20 protein-coding genes are annotated in these 18,902 nt (G+C 70.4%); 13 read left to right on the top strand and 7 right to left on the bottom strand.

Annotated elements, in window-relative coordinates; genetic code table 11:
• Window positions 1-48: 48 nt before the first annotated feature.
• From sufD to AC07NX_RS04685, 5 genes are all read left to right on the top strand, one after another.
• The gene (gene sufD, locus AC07NX_RS04705; protein WP_494639554.1) at window positions 49-1,080 is read left to right on the top strand and encodes a Fe-S cluster assembly protein SufD; all 1,032 of its coding nucleotides are present in this window, start codon (window positions 49-51) and stop codon (window positions 1,078-1,080) included.
• Window positions 1,080-2,306: an aminotransferase class V-fold PLP-dependent enzyme gene (locus tag AC07NX_RS04700; RefSeq protein WP_494639553.1), complete on the top strand. Its 1,227-nt coding sequence runs from the start codon at window positions 1,080-1,082 to the stop codon at window positions 2,304-2,306. The genes sufD and AC07NX_RS04700 overlap by 1 nt, the downstream gene beginning before the upstream one ends.
• Before the next feature lie 5 nt (window positions 2,307-2,311).
• Window positions 2,312-2,656, top strand: a complete 345-nt coding sequence (locus AC07NX_RS04695; RefSeq protein WP_494639551.1) for an SUF system Fe-S cluster assembly protein — start codon at window positions 2,312-2,314, stop codon at window positions 2,654-2,656.
• 166 nt (window positions 2,657-2,822) lie between these two features.
• Complete coding sequence (locus AC07NX_RS04690) at window positions 2,823-3,242, top strand: HesB/IscA family protein (protein WP_494639550.1); 420 nt, start codon at window positions 2,823-2,825, stop codon at window positions 3,240-3,242.
• On the top strand, window positions 3,242-3,442 hold the full coding sequence (locus tag AC07NX_RS04685; protein ID WP_494639549.1) for a hypothetical protein: 201 nt from the start codon (window positions 3,242-3,244) through the stop codon (window positions 3,440-3,442). The genes AC07NX_RS04690 and AC07NX_RS04685 overlap by 1 nt, the downstream gene beginning before the upstream one ends.
• A 16-nt stretch (window positions 3,443-3,458) precedes the next feature.
• On the opposite strand, the gene AC07NX_RS04680 is transcribed toward AC07NX_RS04685, so the two are convergent.
• Genes AC07NX_RS04680 through AC07NX_RS04670 form a run of 3 tightly spaced genes read right to left on the bottom strand, consistent with a single transcriptional unit; the run spans window position 3,459 to window position 5,340 of the window.
• A complete protein-coding gene (locus AC07NX_RS04680) occupies window positions 3,459-3,971 on the bottom strand; it encodes a CDP-alcohol phosphatidyltransferase family protein (RefSeq protein WP_494639548.1) in 513 nt (170 codons plus the stop codon).
• Between the two features lie 10 nt (window positions 3,972-3,981).
• Window positions 3,982-4,767 (bottom strand): lysophospholipid acyltransferase family protein, encoded by a 786-nt coding sequence (locus tag AC07NX_RS04675; RefSeq protein WP_494639547.1) that lies wholly within the window; start codon window positions 4,765-4,767, stop codon window positions 3,982-3,984.
• A 12-nt stretch (window positions 4,768-4,779) separates the two neighbouring features.
• Window positions 4,780-5,340, bottom strand: a complete 561-nt coding sequence (locus AC07NX_RS04670; protein ID WP_145685978.1) for a TetR/AcrR family transcriptional regulator — start codon at window positions 5,338-5,340, stop codon at window positions 4,780-4,782.
• 97 nt (window positions 5,341-5,437) lie between these two features.
• Here AC07NX_RS04670 and AC07NX_RS04665 point away from each other — a divergent pair, with 97 nt between their 5' ends.
• Window positions 5,438-6,424, top strand: a complete 987-nt coding sequence (locus tag AC07NX_RS04665) for a glycosyltransferase family 9 protein (protein WP_494639545.1) — start codon at window positions 5,438-5,440, stop codon at window positions 6,422-6,424.
• A gap of 1 nt (window position 6,425) precedes the next feature.
• Entirely contained in the window at window positions 6,426-6,821 is a 396-nt protein-coding gene (locus AC07NX_RS04660) for a DUF6165 family protein (RefSeq protein ID WP_494639544.1), read from the top strand.
• Between the two features lie 236 nt (window positions 6,822-7,057).
• On the opposite strand, the gene AC07NX_RS04655 is transcribed toward AC07NX_RS04660, so the two are convergent.
• The 3 genes from AC07NX_RS04655 to AC07NX_RS04645 all read right to left on the bottom strand — a co-directional run bounded on the left by AC07NX_RS04655 (window position 7,058) and on the right by AC07NX_RS04645 (window position 9,161).
• A complete protein-coding gene (locus AC07NX_RS04655) occupies window positions 7,058-8,173 on the bottom strand; it encodes an FUSC family protein (RefSeq protein WP_494639543.1) in 1,116 nt (371 codons plus the stop codon).
• Window positions 8,174-8,665: a CinA family protein gene (locus AC07NX_RS04650; RefSeq protein ID WP_494639542.1), complete on the bottom strand. Its 492-nt coding sequence runs from the start codon at window positions 8,663-8,665 to the stop codon at window positions 8,174-8,176.
• Between the two features lie 97 nt (window positions 8,666-8,762).
• Window positions 8,763-9,161: a RidA family protein gene (locus AC07NX_RS04645; RefSeq protein WP_494639540.1), complete on the bottom strand. Its 399-nt coding sequence runs from the start codon at window positions 9,159-9,161 to the stop codon at window positions 8,763-8,765.
• Window positions 9,162-9,274: 113 nt separating this feature from the next.
• On the opposite strand from AC07NX_RS04645, the gene AC07NX_RS04640 reads away from it, so the two are divergent.
• Window positions 9,275-10,174 (top strand): LysR family transcriptional regulator, encoded by a 900-nt coding sequence (locus tag AC07NX_RS04640; RefSeq protein WP_494639539.1) that lies wholly within the window; start codon window positions 9,275-9,277, stop codon window positions 10,172-10,174.
• Between the two features lie 37 nt (window positions 10,175-10,211).
• Here the strand turns inward: AC07NX_RS04640 and AC07NX_RS04635 are convergent, their stop codons facing one another.
• Window positions 10,212-11,363 carry a bifunctional 2-C-methyl-D-erythritol 4-phosphate cytidylyltransferase/2-C-methyl-D-erythritol 2,4-cyclodiphosphate synthase gene (locus AC07NX_RS04635; RefSeq protein ID WP_494639538.1) on the bottom strand — a complete coding sequence of 384 codons (1,152 nt, stop codon included), beginning with the start codon at window positions 11,361-11,363 and terminating at the stop codon, window positions 10,212-10,214.
• Between the two features lie 98 nt (window positions 11,364-11,461).
• Between AC07NX_RS04635 and dusB the strand changes: the two genes are divergently transcribed.
• The 5 genes from dusB (at window position 11,462) to ntrX (ending at window position 18,777) form a co-directional block, all read left to right on the top strand.
• Window positions 11,462-12,469, top strand: coding sequence for a tRNA dihydrouridine synthase DusB (gene dusB, locus AC07NX_RS04630; RefSeq protein ID WP_494639537.1), 1,008 nt, complete (start codon window positions 11,462-11,464; stop codon window positions 12,467-12,469).
• On the top strand, window positions 12,466-13,596 hold the full coding sequence (locus AC07NX_RS04625) for a two-component system sensor histidine kinase NtrB (RefSeq protein ID WP_494639536.1): 1,131 nt from the start codon (window positions 12,466-12,468) through the stop codon (window positions 13,594-13,596). The genes dusB and AC07NX_RS04625 overlap by 4 nt, the downstream gene beginning before the upstream one ends.
• Window positions 13,593-15,014 carry a sigma-54-dependent transcriptional regulator gene (locus AC07NX_RS04620; RefSeq protein ID WP_035076527.1) on the top strand — a complete coding sequence of 474 codons (1,422 nt, stop codon included), beginning with the start codon at window positions 13,593-13,595 and terminating at the stop codon, window positions 15,012-15,014. Before AC07NX_RS04625 ends, AC07NX_RS04620 begins: the two co-directional genes overlap by 4 nt.
• Before the next feature lie 134 nt (window positions 15,015-15,148).
• Complete coding sequence (locus tag AC07NX_RS04615) at window positions 15,149-17,392, top strand: sensor histidine kinase NtrY-like (protein WP_494639534.1); 2,244 nt, start codon at window positions 15,149-15,151, stop codon at window positions 17,390-17,392.
• Entirely contained in the window at window positions 17,389-18,777 is a 1,389-nt protein-coding gene (ntrX, locus tag AC07NX_RS04610) for a nitrogen assimilation response regulator NtrX (protein WP_494639533.1), read from the top strand. The genes AC07NX_RS04615 and ntrX overlap by 4 nt, the downstream gene beginning before the upstream one ends.
• The last annotated feature ends 125 nt before the right edge of the window (window positions 18,778-18,902 follow it).

Here is an 18,902-nt window from a genome sequence, read left to right as displayed (position 1 = left end):
CCCCTCAGTCGCTTCGCGACAGCTCCCCCAGAGGGGGAGCATCTTCCGATGACCCTCGCCTCCGCCCTGAAAACCGGCGACCTGACCCAGCTGCCGTCGCGCCGCGACGAGGACTGGCGCTGGACCGACCTGCGCGGCCTGGTCCGCCAAGTCCCGCCGGCGTCCCCGGCCTTCGACGGCGACGTCACCAAGGGGCCGTTCGACGGCTTGGCCGCCGACGAGATCCTGTTCGTCAACGGCCGCCAGCGCCACGCCGCCGCCAGCGGCGCGGGCGAGGTGGTGGCCCTGCGCTTCGTCTCGGCCAGCGAGGGGACGGCCCATGCGGCCAGCTACGCCATCGTCGTCGAGCCGGGCGCCACCCTGGTGCTGCTGGAAAGCCACGAGGGCCAGGCCGGCGGCTACTTCTCCGACGTGACCCTGGACATCGCGGTGGGCGAGGGCGCGCGCGTCGAACGGATCGTGCTGGTCGACGACCATGCCGAGGCCATCGACGTGGTCACCGCCGAGGTCGATCTGGCCCCCGGCGCGACCTTCAACCAGACCGTCTTGACCGCCGGCGCCCGTCGCCAGCGGATCGAGACCCGGGTCAACCACCCTGGCGCCCACGCCAGCGTCCGCCTCGACGGCGTCTACGTCCTCGATCACCAGCGCCACGCCGACCAGACCACCGTCGTCACCCACGGCGGCGTCGACGGGATCACCAGCCAGCTGACCAAGGGCGTGGTCGACGACCAGGCGCGCGGCGTGTTCCAGGGCCGGATCGTCGTCCAGCCCGGCGCCGACCAGACCGACGCCCGCATGGGCCACCACGCCCTGATCCTGTCGGACAGGGCCGAGGTCGACGCCAAGCCCGAGCTGCTGATCTTCGCCGACGACGTCGCCTGCGCCCACGGCAACACCATTGGCGCCCTGGACGACGAGCAGATCTTCTACGCCCGCCAGCGCGGCATCCCCGAGGCCGAGGCGAAGGCCATGTTGACCCAGGCCTTCCTGGGCGAGGTGGTCGAGCGCATCGAGCACGAGGGCGCGCGCGACGTCGCCGCCGCCTGGGTCGCGGCCCGGCTGGGGAGGGCGGTCTGATGGCGTTTGACGCCCCCTTCGACGTCGAGGCGATCCGCGCCCAGTTCCCGATCCTGGCCCGCCAGGTGCACGGCAGGCCGCTGGTCTATCTGGACAGCGCCGCCAGCGCCCAGAAGCCCGAAGCGGTGCTGGAGGCCATGACCGGCCTGGCCCGCACCAGCTACGCCAACGTCCACCGCGGCCTGCACACCCTGGCCAACGAAACGACGCAAGCCTATGAAACCGTGCGGGAAACCGTCGCCAAGTTCATCAACGCCCAGCCGACTGAAATCGTCTGGACCAAGAGCGCGACCGAGGCGGTCAACCTGGTGGCCGACACCTTCGGCCGCTCGCTGAAGGCCGGCGACGAGATCGTGCTTTCGGAAATGGAGCACCACGCCAACATCGTGCCGTGGCACTTCCTGCGCGAACGCTACGGCGTGGTCCTGAAGTTCGTCCCCGTCACCGACGACGGCCGGCTGGACATGGAGGCCTACAAAGGCCTGCTGTCCGAGCGCACCAGGATGGTGGCCATCAGCCACATGTCGAACGTGCTGGGCACCATCAACGACGCCGCCGAGATCGTCCGCCTGGCCCACGCGGCCGGCGCCTTGACGCTGCTGGACGGCTGCCAGGCCATCGTCCATTCCAAGGTCGACGTGAAGGCCCTGGACGTCGATTTCTACGTCTTCAGCGGCCACAAGCTCTACGGCCCCACGGGCATCGGCGTGCTGTATGGCAAGGCCGAGCGCCTGGCGGCCCTGCCGCCGTACCAAGGGGGCGGCGAGATGATCGGCCACGTGACGCTCGAGGGCGTCACCTACGCCGACCCGCCGCACCGGTTCGAGGCCGGCACCCCGGCGATCCTCGAGGCCGTCGGCCTGGGCGCGGCGATCGAATGGCTCGGCGCCATCGACCGCGACGCGGCCCTGGCCCACGAGCACGCCCTCTACCAGCGGGTCATCGACCAGCTGGACGGCGTCAACGGCGTGCGAATCCTGGGCACGGCCCCCGGCAAGGGCGCGGTGCTGAGCTTCGTGGTCGAGGGCGCCCACGCCCACGACGTGGCCCAGGTGCTGGATCGCTACGGCGTGGCCGTCCGCGCCGGCACCCATTGCGCCGAGCCCCTGATGAAGCGGTTTGGCCTCACGTCGAGCGCCCGCGCCTCCTTCGCCCTATATAACACCCTGGACGAGGCCGACGCGTTCGTGAGCGCGCTGGCCAAGGCCCGCAGTTTCTTCAGTTGAGCGACATGACCGACCAAGCTGTCTCCAAGATCCCCCAGGCCGAACTCGACAGGCTGACCGACCAGCTGATCGAGAAGCTGAAGACGGTGTTCGACCCGGAGATCCCGGTCGACATCTACGAGCTGGGCCTGATCTACAAGGTCGACGTCAGCGACGACAAGGACGTGGCCATCGACATGACCCTGACCGCCCCGGGCTGCCCGGTGGCCGGGGAAATGCCGGGCTGGGTCAAGGACGCGGTCATGGAGATCCCGGACATCAAGTCGTGCCACGTCGACCTGGTGTTCGAGCCGCCGTGGGACCCCTCGCGGATGAGCGACGAGGCCAAGCTGCAACTGAACATGTTCTGATCGGTTCGAAAGTTTAATACCGCTCATCCCGGCGAAGGCCGGGACCCAGATGGAATGGCTCTGAGGCTGACGCCAAGAGCGCGGAGCTCGTTCCATCAGGCCCCACGCCTTGGGATCTGGGTCCCGGCATTCGCCGGGATGAGCGGATAGGAGTAGGATCCGCAATATGGAAACCGCCGTCACCGTTCGCGTTCGTCGCCCCCGTCCCAAGGTCGTCACCCTGACCCCGGCCGCCGCCGCGCGGGTCAAGGAGATCATGGACCGGAAGGCTGTCGAGGAGCCGGGCAAGCCCTATGCAGGCCTGCGGGTGGGCGTGAAGAACGGCGGCTGCGCGGGCTCGGAATACATCTTCGAATACGCCGCCGAGAAGGGGCCGATCGACGAGGTGGTCGAGGACCAGGGCGTGACCATCCTGATCGACCCCAAGGCCGTGCTGTTCCTGATCGGCACCACGATCGACTACGAGACCACCAGGCTGTCGTCGAAGTTCGTGTTCAACAATCCCAACGAGACCGACGCCTGCGGCTGCGGCGAGAGCGTGACGATCCAGCCGGCGGCCGAGGCCCCCATGGACTCTGGCGCCTGATGCTGACCCGGACGCCCGCCTGCGTGGAATGCGGCCTGGCCTGGGGCGCGCCGGCCTTCCGCCACGAGGACCACAGTCCGCTGTACTGGTCGGACACGGGAATCCTGTGCTCGACCGGTTGCGCGACCAAGCATTTCGACCGGCGCCGGGAGGACGGGACGTTCGTTCCCGCGCCGGCGGAGTGCCCGGTCGAGGTCTGAACCGCCGCTGGCCGCGTCAGTCGCGGAAGGCGGGCAGCGCCCGACGCAGATAGACCGCCACGCTGGCTCCCGACAGGACGGCGCTGGCCGCGATCGCCCATAGGCCGGCGTCGCTCGCGCCGACCGGCGCCAGAAGCAGCGCCACGCCCAGGAAGTTCAGGGCGATCTTCGGATATTCGATCGCGGCCAGGTCGAAGTCGCCCTCCGGAAGCGCCTGCTGCAGGCCCGCGACGGCGAAGTTGCGGGCGATCAGGACCAGGGGCGCGGCAATCCAGGCTCCGGCGAACGCGCCGGTCGCGATCAGGGCGCCCAGGCTCGTCAAGGTCAGCAGCCGGTCGGCCAGCAGGTCCAGCATGGCGCCGAAGGGCGAGGTCTGGCCGAGCCGCCGAGCCAGTTGACCGTCAAGGATGTCGGTGGCTCCCGCCACGAGAAACAGCGCCAGGGCCGTCCAGCCGTGACCCGCCAGGATCGCCGCCGCCAAGAGCGGCAGCAGCAGGATCCGCGTCAGGGTGACGAGATTGGCGACCACGGCGGCGCGATCAGGCGGTTTGCGGCGCGCCGGCCGCCACGTTCCGGCGCCCGTTCCACTCGACCAGCACCGAGGGCCTGACCGCCTCGCCGCGCGCCTGGGCGATCAGCTGGTTGGTGCGGGTCTCGATGACGTCTTCCATCCGGGCCATGAACTCGGACTTCGACAAGCCCTGGGGCAGGGGCGGCAGGAACTCGATGGTGGCCGTGCCCGGGGTCTTCTTCCCGTCGGTCTGTTTCCAGAAGCAGCCCAGATTGGTCGCTACCGGCACGACCGGCAGGCCGAAGTCCTGGCTCATGTGGTAGACGCCGGTGCGGTAGCGGAACCGCTCGCCGGGCGCGGCCAGGTGGCCTTCCGGATAGATCAGGATGCGGCGGCCCTCGGCGGCCACCTGGGCGGCGCTCTGCGACAGCGCCTTGCGGGCCTCCGGACCGCCGCAGCTGTCGACCACGATCGCCCCGAACTTCTTGAGGATCTGGCCTACCAGCGGGAACTTCTCCAGGTGGTCGCCGGTCACGAAGCTGAGGTTGTCGACATTGGCGAACATCACGAAGCCGTCGCCCCAGCTGTGGTGCTTGGCGGCGATGATGAACGCGCCGTTGGGCAGGTTCTCCTGGCCCTTCAGGTCGATCTTCACCCCGGCGAAGACGCGCAGCGCCCAGATCATCCGCTGGCTGTAGAGGCGCAGGGCGAAGGCGATCGGCCGGCGGCCCGGGAGCAGGGCGGAGAGGGCGGCCGACAGGCCGTAGAAGATCGACAGCACCCAGTAGTAGGCGTTGAACAGCGCGCTGCGCATGTCTCTTGATCCTTAGCGGGCGGAAAGCACGGCCTGGACGGCCGCGGTCATCAGGGGGGCGTGGGCCGAGAGGGCGTCGTCGCCCAGCCGGCCATAGGCCTTGTTCTGGGCGGTCTGGGTGATCACGCCGATGGCCATGGCGGCGATCACGCGCGGGTCGCCCGGCGGCAGCTGGGCCTCCATCATCGCCCGCTTGACCAGCCCCTCGACCATGGTCACCGGATCGCGGCCGTCCTCCTGGTAGTAGGGCAGGAAGTGGTGAAGCTGCAGCAGGTGGAACGAAAACAACAGCCAGTCCTCGTCCGCCACGGTGCAATAGGCCCGGACCACGGCGGCGGCCTTGGCCTGGACGCCCGTCGCCATGTCGGCGTTGACCGTGATCAGGTCGGAAAGCCGGCGGTGGGTGGCCATGAACAGGCCCAGGGCCAGTTCGTCCTTGCTCTTCCAGTGGCGGTAGATCGCGCCTTCCGAGACCCCGGCCTTGGCGGCGATCAGCTTGGTGGTGGCCGCGTCGACTCCCCGGTCGACGAAGACCTCGAGGGCGGCGCGTTCGATCCTGGGCTTGGCGTTCATGGCGGGAAGTCTAGCACCGCTTTCCAAGCTTGCAAGTGATTACTCACATCAGCAGTCCGCCGTTGACCGAAACGCGGGCGGCGGCCTAAGCCGGGCCATGGTCCAGTCGATCCTGATCTATTCCATGGGCGAGGTGATCGGCGACGGCCTGATCAAGCTGCCGTTCATCGCGGGCCTGCGCGCCGCCTTTCCCCAGGCCCGGATCACCTGGTGCGCGGCCAAGGGGCAGACGGTCTATGCCGGGCCGCTGAAGGCGGTGACAACCGGCTATATCGACGAGATCCTGACCGACGGTCCGACCGGCGACGCAGCCCTGGACGTCCTGCCGTGGGTCAAACCGTTCGGCGGGCGGACCTTCGACCTGGTGATCGACACCCAGGAGAACGCGCGCCGCAGCCTGGTCGCCCGCCGGGCCGCCAAGGGCCGCTTCGTCTCGGCCGCCGCCGAGGCCCGCAAGCCGGGCTGGCCGGTCGCCGTGGTCGATCGGCTGGCCCGGCTGCTGGCCCTGGCCACCGACGGCGCCGGCGCGCCGCGCCCCCTGGCCCTCTTCCATCCCGACGCCGTCGACGCCGCCCGCGCCCTGCTGCCGACCGCACGCCATGGCGGCCCTGTCTATGTCGGCCTGGCGCCCGGCGCGGGCGGCCAGGACAAGCGCTGGCCGCTGGAGCGTTATCTGGACCTGGCCCGCCGCATCGAGGCGTCCGGCCGCAAGGCGGTATTCTTCTTCGGCCCCGACGAGGCGGCCGACGCCCAGGCGGCGCGCGAGGCGATCCCCAAGGCGCTGTTCCCGGAAACGGACCGCACCGACGGCTTCACCGGCGTGAAGGGCCCCTTGCTGGCCATCGCCCTGGCCGGCCGCCTGACCGCCGCGGTCGCCAACGACGCCGGTCCCGGCCACATGCTGGCGGCCGGCGGCGCGCCCCTGCTGTCGCTGCAGAAGGACCGCCGCAAGGCCGTCAAGTTCCGTCCCGCCGCGTCGCGCCTTGAGCTGCTGGTCGCGGAGGACTACGGACAGGACATGGCCGCCCTGCCGCTGGAGGTGGTGGACGCGGCCCTGCAACGCCTGATCGCCGGAGTTTCCTGAAATGCCCATCCTGGCGCCCGTCTCGGCCGGCGAGCTGATCGACAAGATCACCATCCTGCGGGTCAAGGCGATGCGGATCGCCGATCCGGCCAAGGAGGCCAACGTCAAGGCCGAGCTGGCCCTGCTGGAGCAGACCGCGGCCCGCGAACTCCAGCATTCGCCGGAGTTGGAGGACCTGATCGCCCAGCTGACCGAGATCAACGCCGCGCTCTGGGACATCGAGGACGGCAAGCGCGACTGCGAGCGCCGCCAGGACTTCGGCCCCAAGTTCGTCGAGCTGGCCCGCCGGGTCTATATCGACAACGACCGCCGCGCCGCCGTGAAGCGCCAGATCAACCTGCTGGCGGGCTCCGACATCGTCGAGGAAAAGAGCTACAAGCCCTATCTGGCGGGGTAGGCCGGGACTCGTCCGGGCTGGCTCCAGCGCCTGCATCCAACTTCGCGATTCAGCGATATTCCCGCGAAATCAAAGCCTGAAAAGGGTTGTCATCCCGGAAGCCTCGCAGAGGCTGTCCGGGACCCAGGGGACTGGGCGAAGGCCTTGCCGTTCACCTGGGTTCCGGGTCTACGGTCCGCTTCGCGGTCCTCCGCCCGGGATGACAACTGAAGTTCACAACCAGAATTGGAAAGCGCCTAGGTCCGCTTGCCGACGGTCTCCTCGACCCGTTCCTCGAAGTCGCCGAGATTGCCGAACAGGTTCTCGACGGCGAACACCAGGCCGAACACCCGGGCCGCGTCGTCGAAGGCCAGGGCCCGGGTGCCGCCGCCGGCCCGCAGGGTCTCGACGGCCGCCTGGAAGGCCTGGTGCGCCTCGGCGAAGGCCAGGCGATCGGGGCGCGGACCGCCCGACAGCAGGGCGGCGCAGGCCCGCAGGAAGGTCGCGCTGGCGTTCAGCATGGCCGCGGAGGGCAGGGCCAGGCCGGGCGAGGGAAGGGCCTCGCGCAGCGCCCGGCCGATCATCACGCAATCGTTGCGCAGCCTCCACAGCGTGCGGGGCAGGGCGTCTGTGACCGAATGGTCGCTCAGCCGGCTGGCGCTTTCGCGCTCGGCCTCGGTCATGGCCGTCTGCAGCGTGGACAGGGCCTTGAGCGTGTCGTCGTAGTGGCCGCGGGCGTCCAGCTCGGTCGGGCCGCCCTTCAGCTTCAGGGCGTAGTGCTCCAGCAGCTCGGCCAGCAGGCCGGCCGCCTTGTCGGCGCTGTCGACCACCGTGGCGTGGGCCCGGGCCGGGAAGATCAGCAGGGTGGCGGCGATGCCGACCACGCTGCCGACCGTGATCTCGGCCACCCGCAGGAAGGCGGCGACCAGCGGGTCCATGTGGGTGGTCGTGCCGATCAGCATGATCACGGCGGTGACCGGCGCCACCTTGAAGGCCGGGCGGACGGCGGCCAGGAAGGCCAGCAGGGCCGCGGTGACGGCCAGGATCGGTCCGCCGGCCTCGGGCCAGCGAGCGTGCAGCATGGCCGCCCCGGCCCCGGCGGCCGCGCCGACGACCGTGCCCATCAGCCGCTCGATCGAGGCGGTGATCGTCGCGCCCAGGCTGGACTGGACGATGATCACCGCCGTGAACACCGCCCAATAGCCCTGGGGCAGGCGCAGCAAGGTGGCCAGGGCGTAGGCCGCCACGACCGCCGCCGACACCCGGACGGCGTGGCGCAGCTCGGTCTGGCGCGCCGCCGCCTTGGCCAGGGCGCTTCGCGAAAGCTCCAGGCCGACGAAGCGCCGCCAGTCGCTGGGGGCGGCCTCGGGCATCTAGGCCACCGCCTCGCGCAGCATCTCCAGCGCCGTGCGCACCGCCGCCAGTTGCACGCCCTCGCGCGTTTCGCCGTCGAACAGCTCGTGGCGATGGACGACCGAGCGGTTGGCGCGGGCGACGGCGAAATGCACCGTGCCGACCGGCTTCAGCGGCGAGCCACCACCGGGGCCGGCCACGCCGGTGATCGCGACGGCGACATGGCTGTTGCTGGCCTCCAGCGCGCCCTCGGCCATCATCCGCGCCACCACCTCCGACACCGCCCCGTGGTCGGCGATCAGGTCGCCCGGCACGCCCAGCATCTCGGACTTGGCCCGGTTGGTGTAGGTGACGAAGCCGCGCTCGAAGACGTCCGACGCCCCGGCGATGTTGCAGATCGCGCCCGCCACCAGCCCGCCGGTGCAGCTCTCGGCCGTGGCCAACCGCAGCGACCTCTGGCGCGCCTCGTCGATCAGCAGGCGGGCCAGGGTCTGGATTTCGAGCGGGAACATCGGCGACTCCTTGGAGCCATCTTGGCGACCGTCCCCGAGTCCGTCATCCCCCGTCGTGCTCTTTCCCTGGCCCGACATCGACTGCGCGGACGCCGGCCTACGGTCGCGGCGGAATGCGGGCGATGGCCTTGATCTCGAAGTCGAAGCCGGCGAGCCAGTTCACGCCGACCGCCGTCCAGTTCGGGTAGGGCGGATCGCCAATTTCCTCGGCGCGAACCGCCAGCACCGTCTCGATCTGCGCTTCCGGATCGGTATGGAAGGTGGTGACGTCGACAACGTCGCCAAGATCGCAGCCGGCGGCGGCCAGGACGGCCCGCAGATTGCTGAACGCCTGGCGGACCTGATCCTCGAACACGGGTTCCGGCGAGCCGTCCTCGCGGCTTCCGACCTGTCCGGAAACAAAGAGGAGGTCTCCGGAGCGGATCGCGGCCGAGTATCGGTGGATCTCATAGAGGGCGTGGCGGTCGGCGGGAAAGATGGCCTCGGGCCTGGTCATGTCTCGTTCCTTTCAAGAGCTGAGGCGGCGAGCCGCCGATGCGCGAGATAGGGGTGGGACGATTGCTGGATAAGACTTTGAAATGCGCATGACCTGATGCAAAAACCCCATCAATGTCGCGCCCCTCGCTCAACGACCTGACGGCCTTCGTGGTGGTCGCCACACATCGCAGCTTCCGTCGCGCGGCGGATGAACTGGGAGTCGCGCCGTCCACCTTGAGCCACACGATGCGCGCCCTCGAGGCGCGCATGGGCATGCGCCTGCTCAACCGCACGACCCGCAGCGTGTCGCCGACCGAGGCCGGCTTTCAGCTGCTGGCCCGGCTTCAGCCGGCGCTCGCCTCGCTGGACGAAGCCCTGGAGAGCGTCTCGGCGTTCCGCGGCGGCGTGGCCGGCGTGGTCCGCATCAACGCGCCGCGCGTGGCGGCGGCGCTGATCGTCCGGGACGTCCTCCCGCTCCTGTCGCAACGTCATCCCGAGGTGACCGTGGATCTCGTCGTCGAAGGGGCGCTGATCGATATCGTGGCGGGCGGATTCGATGCGGGGGTGCGGCTTGTCGAGTCGATCCCGCGCGACATGATCGCGGTTCCGCTGACGCGTCCGCTACGCTTCCTCTGCGTCGCCTCGCCCGCCTATCTGGAGCGCGCCGGCGTACCGACCACGCCCGACGATCTTGGGGCGCATCGTTGCATCGGCCATCGCCTGCCCAGCGGCAGGCTCTATCGCTGGGAGTTCGAGCGGGACGGCCAGGTCATGACGGTCGACACGACCGGATCGATCATCCTCGACGACGAGGACCTGATGGTCGAGGCGGCCGCCAAGGGGCTGGGCGTGGCCTATGTGGCCGAGCCGGCCGCCGCCGCGGCGCTGGCGGCGGGACAGGTGCGCGAAGTCCTGGCGTCCTGGCTGCCCGCGACGGAAGCCGCGGCGGTCTACTATCCCGGCCATCGCGCGGCGCCGCTGGCCTTGCGCGCGTTCCTGGAGGTGGTCCGCGAGGTCAGCAAGTTCGGCTGATCGAGGCCGTCAATCCGGCATAGCCCGCGGCCGGATTTCAGGCCGGCGTCTCGACCACGGCGATGGCCTGGGCGGCCAGGCCTTCGCCGCGACCGGTGAAGCCCATGCCCTCGGTGGTGGTCGCCTTGACGCTGACCCGGTCCAGCGGCAGGTCCAGGATCTGGGCCAGGCGCTCGCGCATCGCCGCCCGGTGCGGCTTGATCTTCGGACGCTCGCAGATCAGCGTCACGTCGACATTGACCAGGGTTCCGCCGCGCCGGCGGACCAGGTCCACGGCGTGGGCCAGGAACCGGTCGGAGGACGCGCCCTTCCACCGCGGGTCGGTGGGCGGGAAGTGGTCGCCGATGTCGCCCTCGCCGATCGCGCCCAGGATGGCGTCGGTCAGGGCGTGCAGGCCGGCGTCGGCGTCGGAGTGGCCGATCAGGGTCTCGTCGTGGGCGATCTGGACGCCGCACAGCCACACGGAGTCTCCAGGACCCCACCGATGAGCGTCGAAGCCCTGGCCCATGCGGGTGATCCGCGCGCGGCCCGCCAGTTGCTCGGCCATGGCGAAGTCCTCCGGATAGGTCAGTTTCATCAGCATCGGGTCGCCGGGCGCGATCACGACCCGTCCGCCGTGGCGCTCGACCACCTGGCCGTCGTCCGTCGGCTCGTCGGGGCCCGCCCAGGCGGCGTAGGCGGCCAGCAGGCGGTCGCGGCGGAACGCCTGCGGGGTCTGGGCCCGCCACAGGTCGTTTCGCGGTTTGGTGACAACGTTGGACTCGAGCGCCCCGCTTTTCAGCGTATCGGCCACCGGCAAGGCCGGAATCGCGCCATCGGCGACTTCGAGGGCCTTCAATACCGCCTGGATTGTTGCGGCGCCGAGAAAGGGTCGGGCGGCGTCGTGGATCAGGACGGGCTCATCGGCCGGGCGATCAATCAGGGCCGCGAGGCCGGCCTGGACGGAGAGGGCGCGAGTCGCGCCGCCGGGCGTCGTCGTCCAGCCCGTGAGGCCCTTCATCGCCATGTCCAGGAGCGGCCGCGCCTGCGAATCCGCAACGATCACGAGCTTTTGCGCGCCGCCGGCCAGCAGGGCTTCCGCCGACCAGCGCAGCACGGTTTTCCCCGCCAACCCGCGCCATTGCTTGGCCTGGCCGGGCCCGGCCCGGACGCCGGAACCGGCGGCGACGATGACGGCGGAGAAGGTCATGGGGGCTGTTTAGCGGGCCAAATTAACTTGTCCAGAGAAGGAGGCTTTACGGCGCCGCACAAATTGCCTAAAAACAGTGCGACGGGGATGCATAGAAAATGAGCAACGGTCTCACAATCGGCAAGGTAGAGGTGCCCGGGCGTGTCTGGATCGCGCCGATGACGGGCGTCTCCGATCTGCCCTTCCGGGAAACCGCCACCCGCCTGGGCGCGGCCTATGTGGCGACCGAGATGGTGGCCTGCGCCGAGTTCGCCCGTGGCCGTCCCGACGTGGTGCGCCGCGCCGCGGTGGGCGAGGGCCTGCCGCTGATGGTCGTCCAGCTGGTGGGCCGCGATCCCGGCTTCATGGCCCAGGGCGCGCGGATGGCCGCGGACGCCGGGGCCCAGATCATCGACCTGAACTTCGGCTGCCCCGCCAAGGAAGTCACCAGGGGCGCCGCCTCGGGCTCGGCCCTGATGCGCGAGCCCGACCTGGCCGAGGCCCTGGTCGCCGCGGCGGTCGAGGCCGTCGACGTCCCCGTCACCGTCAAGATGCGCCTGGGCTGGGACGACGACAGCCGCAACGCCGCCGACATCGCCCGCCGGGCCGTCGACGCCGGCGCCCAGGCCATCACCGTCCACGGCCGCACCCGCTGCCAGTTCTACAAGGGCCAGGCCGACTGGGAGGCCGTGGCGGCGGTCAAGGCCGCGGTCGGCGTGCCGGTGCTGGTCAACGGCGACATCGTCGACGGCGACACCGCCCGCACGGCCCTGGACCAGTCCGGCGCCGACGGGGTGATGATCGGGCGCGGCGTCTACGGCCGTCCCTGGATCGCCCAGGCCATCGAGGCGGCCCTGCGGGGCGAGGGCTTCCGCGAGCCGGACGCCGAGGAACGCCTGGCCATCGCCGTCACCCATTTCCGCCGCAGCCTCGACTTCTATGGCCAGACCCTGGGTCTGAAGATGTTCCGCAAGCACCTGGCGTCCTACATCGAGGCCGCGCCGTGGCCCGACAGCGAGGAGGCCCGCCGCACGGCCCGCGCCGCCCTCTGCCGGCTGGAGGATCCCGCCGCGATCGAGGACGGCCTGGCGGCCCTGTGGCTGGGCGACCGGAGGCTGGCCGCATGAGCGATCACGCCCGCATCGCCTCGGCCCAGGTGGCCGACAGCCTGAAGATCGCGGCCTTCGACCTCAGCCCCGAGCCGGCCCTGGTGGTCGACCGCGACGGTGCGCTGGTGGCGGTCAACGAGGCGGCCGAGGCCCTGTTCGGCCAGGGCCTGTCGCTGCTGGCCCGCGGCCGGTTCCGCGCCGCCCTGCCGCCGGGTTCGGTGCTGGTCTCGATGATGGACCGCGCCCTGTTCGAGGGGGCCCTGGTCCGCGAGCACGGGGTCGAGGTCAACCTGTTCGGCCAGCCGCCGTTCGAGGCGGACGGCGCGGCCGCGCCCCTGGGCGACGGTTCGGTGCTGATGACCCTGCACGTCAAGGGCGTGCTGGGGGTGGAGCGGGCCTCGGACGCCGCCGGCCTGCGCTCGGTGGTGGGGCTGGGCCGCATGCTGGCCCACGAGATCAAGAACCCGCTGGCCGGCATCCGCGGCGCGGCCCAGCTGCTGAAGACCGGCGCCAGCGCCGCCGACCAGCCCCTGGCCCAGCTGATCGTCGACGAGACCGACCGCATCCGTCGGCTGGTCGACCGCATGGAAGCCTTCTCCGACGAGGTCCCCGGGCCGCGCGAGGCGGTCAACATCCACCAGGTGCTGGATCGCGTCCGGGCCCTGGTGGTCAACGGCGTCGCCGACGGCCTGGCCCTGCAGGAGCACTACGACCCGTCGCTGCCGGACGTCTGGGGCGACGAGGACCACCTGATCCAGGTGTTCCTGAACCTGGTCAAGAACGCCGCCGAGGCCGCCCACATGCGCGGCGACGGCCAGGGCATCATCTCGATCCACACCGCCTGGCGTCCCGGCGTGCGCGTGCGCGGCGCCGACGGCAAGGCCACGGCCGGCGCGCCGATCGAGATCCGCGTGCAGGACAACGGCCCCGGCGTGCCGCCCAGCCTGCGCGACCACCTGTTCCAGCCGTTCGTCACCACCAAGGCCAACGGCACGGGCCTGGGCCTGGCCCTGGTCACCAAGCTGGTGACCAGCCACGGCGGCCTGATCGACTTCGACTCCGAGCCTGGCCGCACGGTCTTCCGCGTGCTGCTGCCGATGGCGACCGGAAAGCTTGCCCCCTCCACTGGAGACGCCCACGCATGAACGCCGCCAGCAAGAAGATCCTGATCGCCGACGACGACAGCTCGGTGCGGCTGGTGCTCAGCCAGGCCTTCACCCGGCTTGGATATCAGGTCCGGGCGACCGGCAACGCCACCACCCTGCTGAAATGGGTGACGGACGGCGAGGGCGACCTGATCGTCACCGACGTGATGATGCCGGATGAGAACGTCTTCGACGTGCTGCCGCGCATCCGCAAGGAACGGCCCAAGCTGCCGATCATCGTGATGAGCGCCCAGAACACCCTGCTGACGGCGGTCAACGCCGCCGACGCGGGGGCGTTCGAATACGTGTCCAAGCCCTTCGACCTCGACGACGTCACCGCCGCCGCGCGCCGGGCCCTGTCGCGGCCGGCCGACGCCGAGGCCTCCAAGGCCCAGGCCCGGGCCATGCGCGACGAGCGCCTGCCGCTGATCGGCCGCTCGGCCCCGATGCAGGAGGTCTACCGCACGATCGCCCGCCTGGTCGGCGCCGACCTGACGGTGCTGATCCTGGGCGAGAGCGGCACGGGCAAGGAACTGGTGGCCCGCGCCCTGCACGAGCTGGGCCGCCGCCGCGACGGCAAGTTCGTGGTCATCAACCTGGCCGCCGTGCCGCGCGAGCGGGTCGAGACCGAGCTGTTCGGGCGCGGGGAGGGCGACATGGGCCGCCTGATCGAGGCCGACGGCGGCACCCTGTTCCTGGACGAGATCGGCGACATGCCGCTGGACGCCCAGACGCGCCTGCTGCGGGTGATCGACGGCACCGAGCCGGTGCTCAACCCCAAGACCGGCCGCCGCCCCAACGTGCGGATCATCGCCGCCACCAACCGCGACCTGCGTGGCCTGATCCAGCAGGGGCTGTTCCGCGAGGACCTGTTCTTCCGCCTCAACGTCGCGCCGGTGCGTCTGCCGCCGCTGCGCGACCGCACCGAGGACATCCCGGATCTGGCCCGCACCTTCCTGCTGCGCGCCAATCGCGAGGGCCTGCCGGCCAAGACCATCGACCAGAGCGCGCTGGACCGCATGAAGAGCCACGCCTGGCCGGGCAATGTGCGCGAGCTGGAAAACCTGATCCGGCGGATGTGCGCCCTCTACGCCGAGGAGCTGATCACCGCGCGGATCGTCGACCGCGAGCTGCAGGACCACACCCCGGCCGCCCATGCCGACGAGGGGCCGGTCACCCTGGCCAGTCTGGTCGAGCGCCACCTGTCGTCGCACTTCGCCGACCAGCCCGACGGCGTGCCGGCCGCCGGTCTCTACGACCGGGTGCTGCAGGAGGTCGAGCGCCCGCTGATCCAGCTGACCCTGTCGGCCACCCGCGGCAACCAGGTGCGCGCCGCCGAGATCCTGGGACTCAACCGCAACACCCTGCGCAAGAAGATCCAGGACCTGGGCGTGGAGATGACGCGCGGCCGGCGCTGACCCGGCCACGGGCCCCGAAAGGGGCGTCCCGCCGGGCGTCGCCAGGCGAAGGCCCGGGGATCGATCCCGCCTGCTGACGCTTAATTGGCACATACCTGTTGAGTTTAGGGCACAGCGCCCCTTAAACTTGGTCAATGGCGTCTGTTCCAACCGTGCTGGAGCTTGAAGGACCGCCGACCCGCTTCAGCCGGGCCTGGTGGCGCGAACTGCTGCGGTCGCGCTTCACGCTCGGCGGCGCCTACGGCCTGGCGATCGCCCTGACGGCCACGGCCGTCTTCCTGGCCTCCTCGCCCCCCGCCACCGGGCCGATCGGACCGGCGACCACGATCATCCTCGCCGTCCTGGGTTTCAATCTCGCCCTGATCGTCTGCATCGCCGGCATCGTCGGCTGGCGGCTGCTGGACCTGGTCGACGCGCGGGCCAGCGACGCCGGCGCACGCCTGCACCTGCGGTTCGTGGGCCTGTTCTCGGTGGCCGCCGTGGCGCCCGCGGTGATCGTGGCCCTGTTCTTCGGCGTGCTGGTCAATCGCGGCGTCGACGCCTGGTTCAGCGAGCGCGTCCGCACCGTGGTCGAGAATTCGGCGACCGTGGCGCGCTCCTATGTCAGCGAGCAGACCGAATATATCAGCCAGCACGTCGGGCCGATGGCCGGGGTGCTGAACCTGGCGGCCCCGACCCTGGTCGATTCGCCGGTCGCCTTCGGCCACTACATGAAGGAGCACATGGAGGAGAACGGCTTCTCCGCGGCCTATGTGCTGGATCGCGACGGGCGGATCCTGGCCCGGGCCGAGAACGAGACGGCGCCGCCGTTCCTGGCCCCGCCGCCGTCGAGCTTCCGCCGCACCGACGACGGCGACATCACCTCGCAACGCTTCGTTGAAGAGGACCTGTTCCGAGCTCTCTACCGCCTGAAGGCCTTTCCGGACGCCTATCTCTACGTGGCCCGGCCGATCGACAAGGGCATCCTGGCCCACCTGATCGAGTCGGAGGAATCGCTGATCTCCTACCGGGAGGCGGCCGAGAACCAGGATCGCATCCAGACGATCTTCGGCCTCAGCTACATCGAGACGGCGCTGCTGGTCCTGGTCGCCGCCGTCTGGGTGGGCATCGCCGCCGCCAACTCGATCGCGGGCCCCGTGTCGGGCCTGGTGCAGGCGGCGGGCCGGGTGTCGGCCGGCGACCTGGACGCCCGGGTCGATGTCGAGGCCGGCCCCGAGGAGATCCGCGCCCTGTCGGTGGCCTTCAACATGATGACCACCGACCTGCAGGCCCAGCAGGCGGCCCTGCGGGTGGCCAGCCTGGACGCCGAATCGCGTCGCCAGTTCATCGAGACCGTGCTGTCGGGCGTCAGCGCCGGCGTGGTCGGCCTGGACGCCGCGGGTCGGATCACCGCCCTCAACCGCCGGGCGGGCGACCTGCTGGCCCTGGATGAAAGCGCCGTCGGCCAGCCCCTGGTCGAGGCCGCGCCCGAGCTGGAGACCGTGATCCAGGAGATCAGCGGCGGCCGTCCCAACGCCGAGGTCGAGATCGACGTGATGCGCGGCGGCGAGACGCGGCGGCTGCGCTTCCGCGGCGCGGGCCAGGCGGCCGAGACCCTGGTGCTGACCTTCGACGACATCACCCGCCTGATGGCCGCCCAGCGCAACGCCGCCTGGAAGGACGTCGCCCGGCGCATCGCCCACGAGATCAAGAACCCTCTGACCCCGATCCAGCTGTCGGCCGAGCGGATCCGCCGCAAGTATCGCAAGGACATCACCAGCGACCTGGACACCTTCGATCGCTGCACCGAGACCATCATCCGCCAGGTCGGCGACATCGGCCGGATGGTCGACGAGTTCTCGGCCTTCGCCCGCATGCCGGCCCCGCGCTTCGCTCCGGCCGATCTGGCCGAGATGCTGCGCCAGGCGGTGTTCGCCCAGCGCTTCGTCGACACCGAGACCGAGGTGGCGCTGGAAGAGCCCGGCGAGGAGGTGTGGATCAGCTGCGACGCGCGGATGGTCGGCCAGGCCTTGACCAACATCCTCAAGAACGCCGGCGAGGCGGTCGCCGCGCGCCGCGCCGCTTCGCCGGAGCCGCCGGGCCGGATCGTCGCCAGCCTGGTCTCCGACGACGAGCACCTGTGCCTGGTGGTCGAGGACAACGGCGTGGGCCTGCCCGCCAAGGATCGCGACCGGCTGACCGAACCCTATGTCACGACCCGCGAGAAGGGCACCGGCCTTGGGCTGGCGATCGTCAAGCGGATCATGGAGGACCACGAAGGCGAACTGGTCCTGACCGATGCGCTGAACGGAACCGGCGCCCGGGTCATCCTGAAGTTCCCCACGATCGCGCGGCTCGCCGCCGCCAACGCCCAGAGCGGCGTAGAGGAGATGATATGAGCGCTGACGTGCTTGTGGTCGACGACGAGGTCGACATCCGCGAACTGGTGGCCGGCATCCTGGAGGACGAGGGCTACGCGGTGCGGGTGGCGGCCGACTCCGACCAGGCGCTGGCCGCCTTGCGGGCCCGCAAGCCCGCCTTGCTGGTGCTGGACATCTGGATGCAGGGCGGCGGCATGGACGGGCTGGAGCTGCTCGACATGGTCAAGGGCCTGGATCCAGACCTACCGGTGATCATGATCTCGGGCCACGGCAACATCGAGACCGCCGTCAGCGCCATCAAGCGCGGGGCCTACGAGTTCCTGGAAAAGCCGTTCAAGTCCGATCGCCTGCTGCTGGTGGTCGAGCGGGCCCTCGAAGCGGCCAACCTCAAGCGCGAGAACCGCCGCCTGCGGGTGCAGAGCTTCAGCTCCGACGGGCTGATGGGCAAGTCGGCGGCGGCCCAGGCCCTGCGCCAGCTGATCGCCAAGGTCGCCCCGGCCAACAGCCGGGTGCTGGTCTCCGGCCCGCCCGGCTCGGGCAAGGAGCTGGTGGCTCGGCTGATCCACGGCTCCAGCAGCCGCTCGCGCAACGAGTTCGTGGCGGTCAGCGCCGCGGGCATGGCGCCCGAGCGCCTGGACGTCGAACTGTTCGGCGAGGAAGGCGAGGGCGGTCGCCCGCGCAAGATCGGGGTGTTCGAACGGGCCCACGGCGGCACCCTCTATCTCGACGAGGTGGCCGACATGCCGCGCGAGACCCAGAGCCGCATCCTGCGGGTCCTGGTCGAGCAGCGCTTCCGCCGGGTCGGGGGCGACAACGACGTGCAGGTCGACGTGCGGGTGATCTCGTCGACCTCGCGCGAGCTGCGCGACGAGATCGCCGCCGGCCGGTTCCGCGAGGACCTGTTCCACCGCCTGAACGTGGTGCCGGTGCGGGTGCCGGGCCTGTCGGAGCGTCGCGAGGACATTCCCGAGCTGATCAACTACTTCATCGAGCGCATCGCCGAGGCCACCGGCATGCAGCGTCGGCGGCTGGGCGAGGACGCCCTGGCGACGCTGCAGGTCCAGGCCTGGCCGGGCAACGTCCGCCAGCTGCGCAACAACGTCGAGCGGATGCTGATCCTGGCCTCGGGCGAGCCGGGCGACCTGATCACCGCCGAGATGCTCAACACCAACGAGCAGCCGACCGGCGGCAACGCCGGGGCGATCGGGGCCGAGCGGATCATCGCCCTGCCGCTGCGCGAGGCCCGCGAGCTGTTCGAGCGCGAATATCTGAACGCCCAGATCCTGCGGTTCGGCGGCAACATCTCGCGCACCGCTAACTTCATCGGCATGGAGCGCTCGGCCCTGCACCGAAAACTCAAATCCCTCGGCGTCGCCGGTGCGCGGGTCGAAGAGGAAGAGTAACCAACCTCCGCTCATCCCGGCGAAGGCCGGGACCCAGATCCCATGGCGGTGTGACGGATTGGAAGGGCTCGGCGCTACTGGAGTCAGCCCCACAGCCATTCCATCTGGGTCCCGGCCTTCGCCGG

Source organism: Caulobacter sp. GW821-FHT09A05 (assembly GCF_059418465.1).
This window is presented reverse-complemented; position numbering and strand designations above follow the sequence as displayed.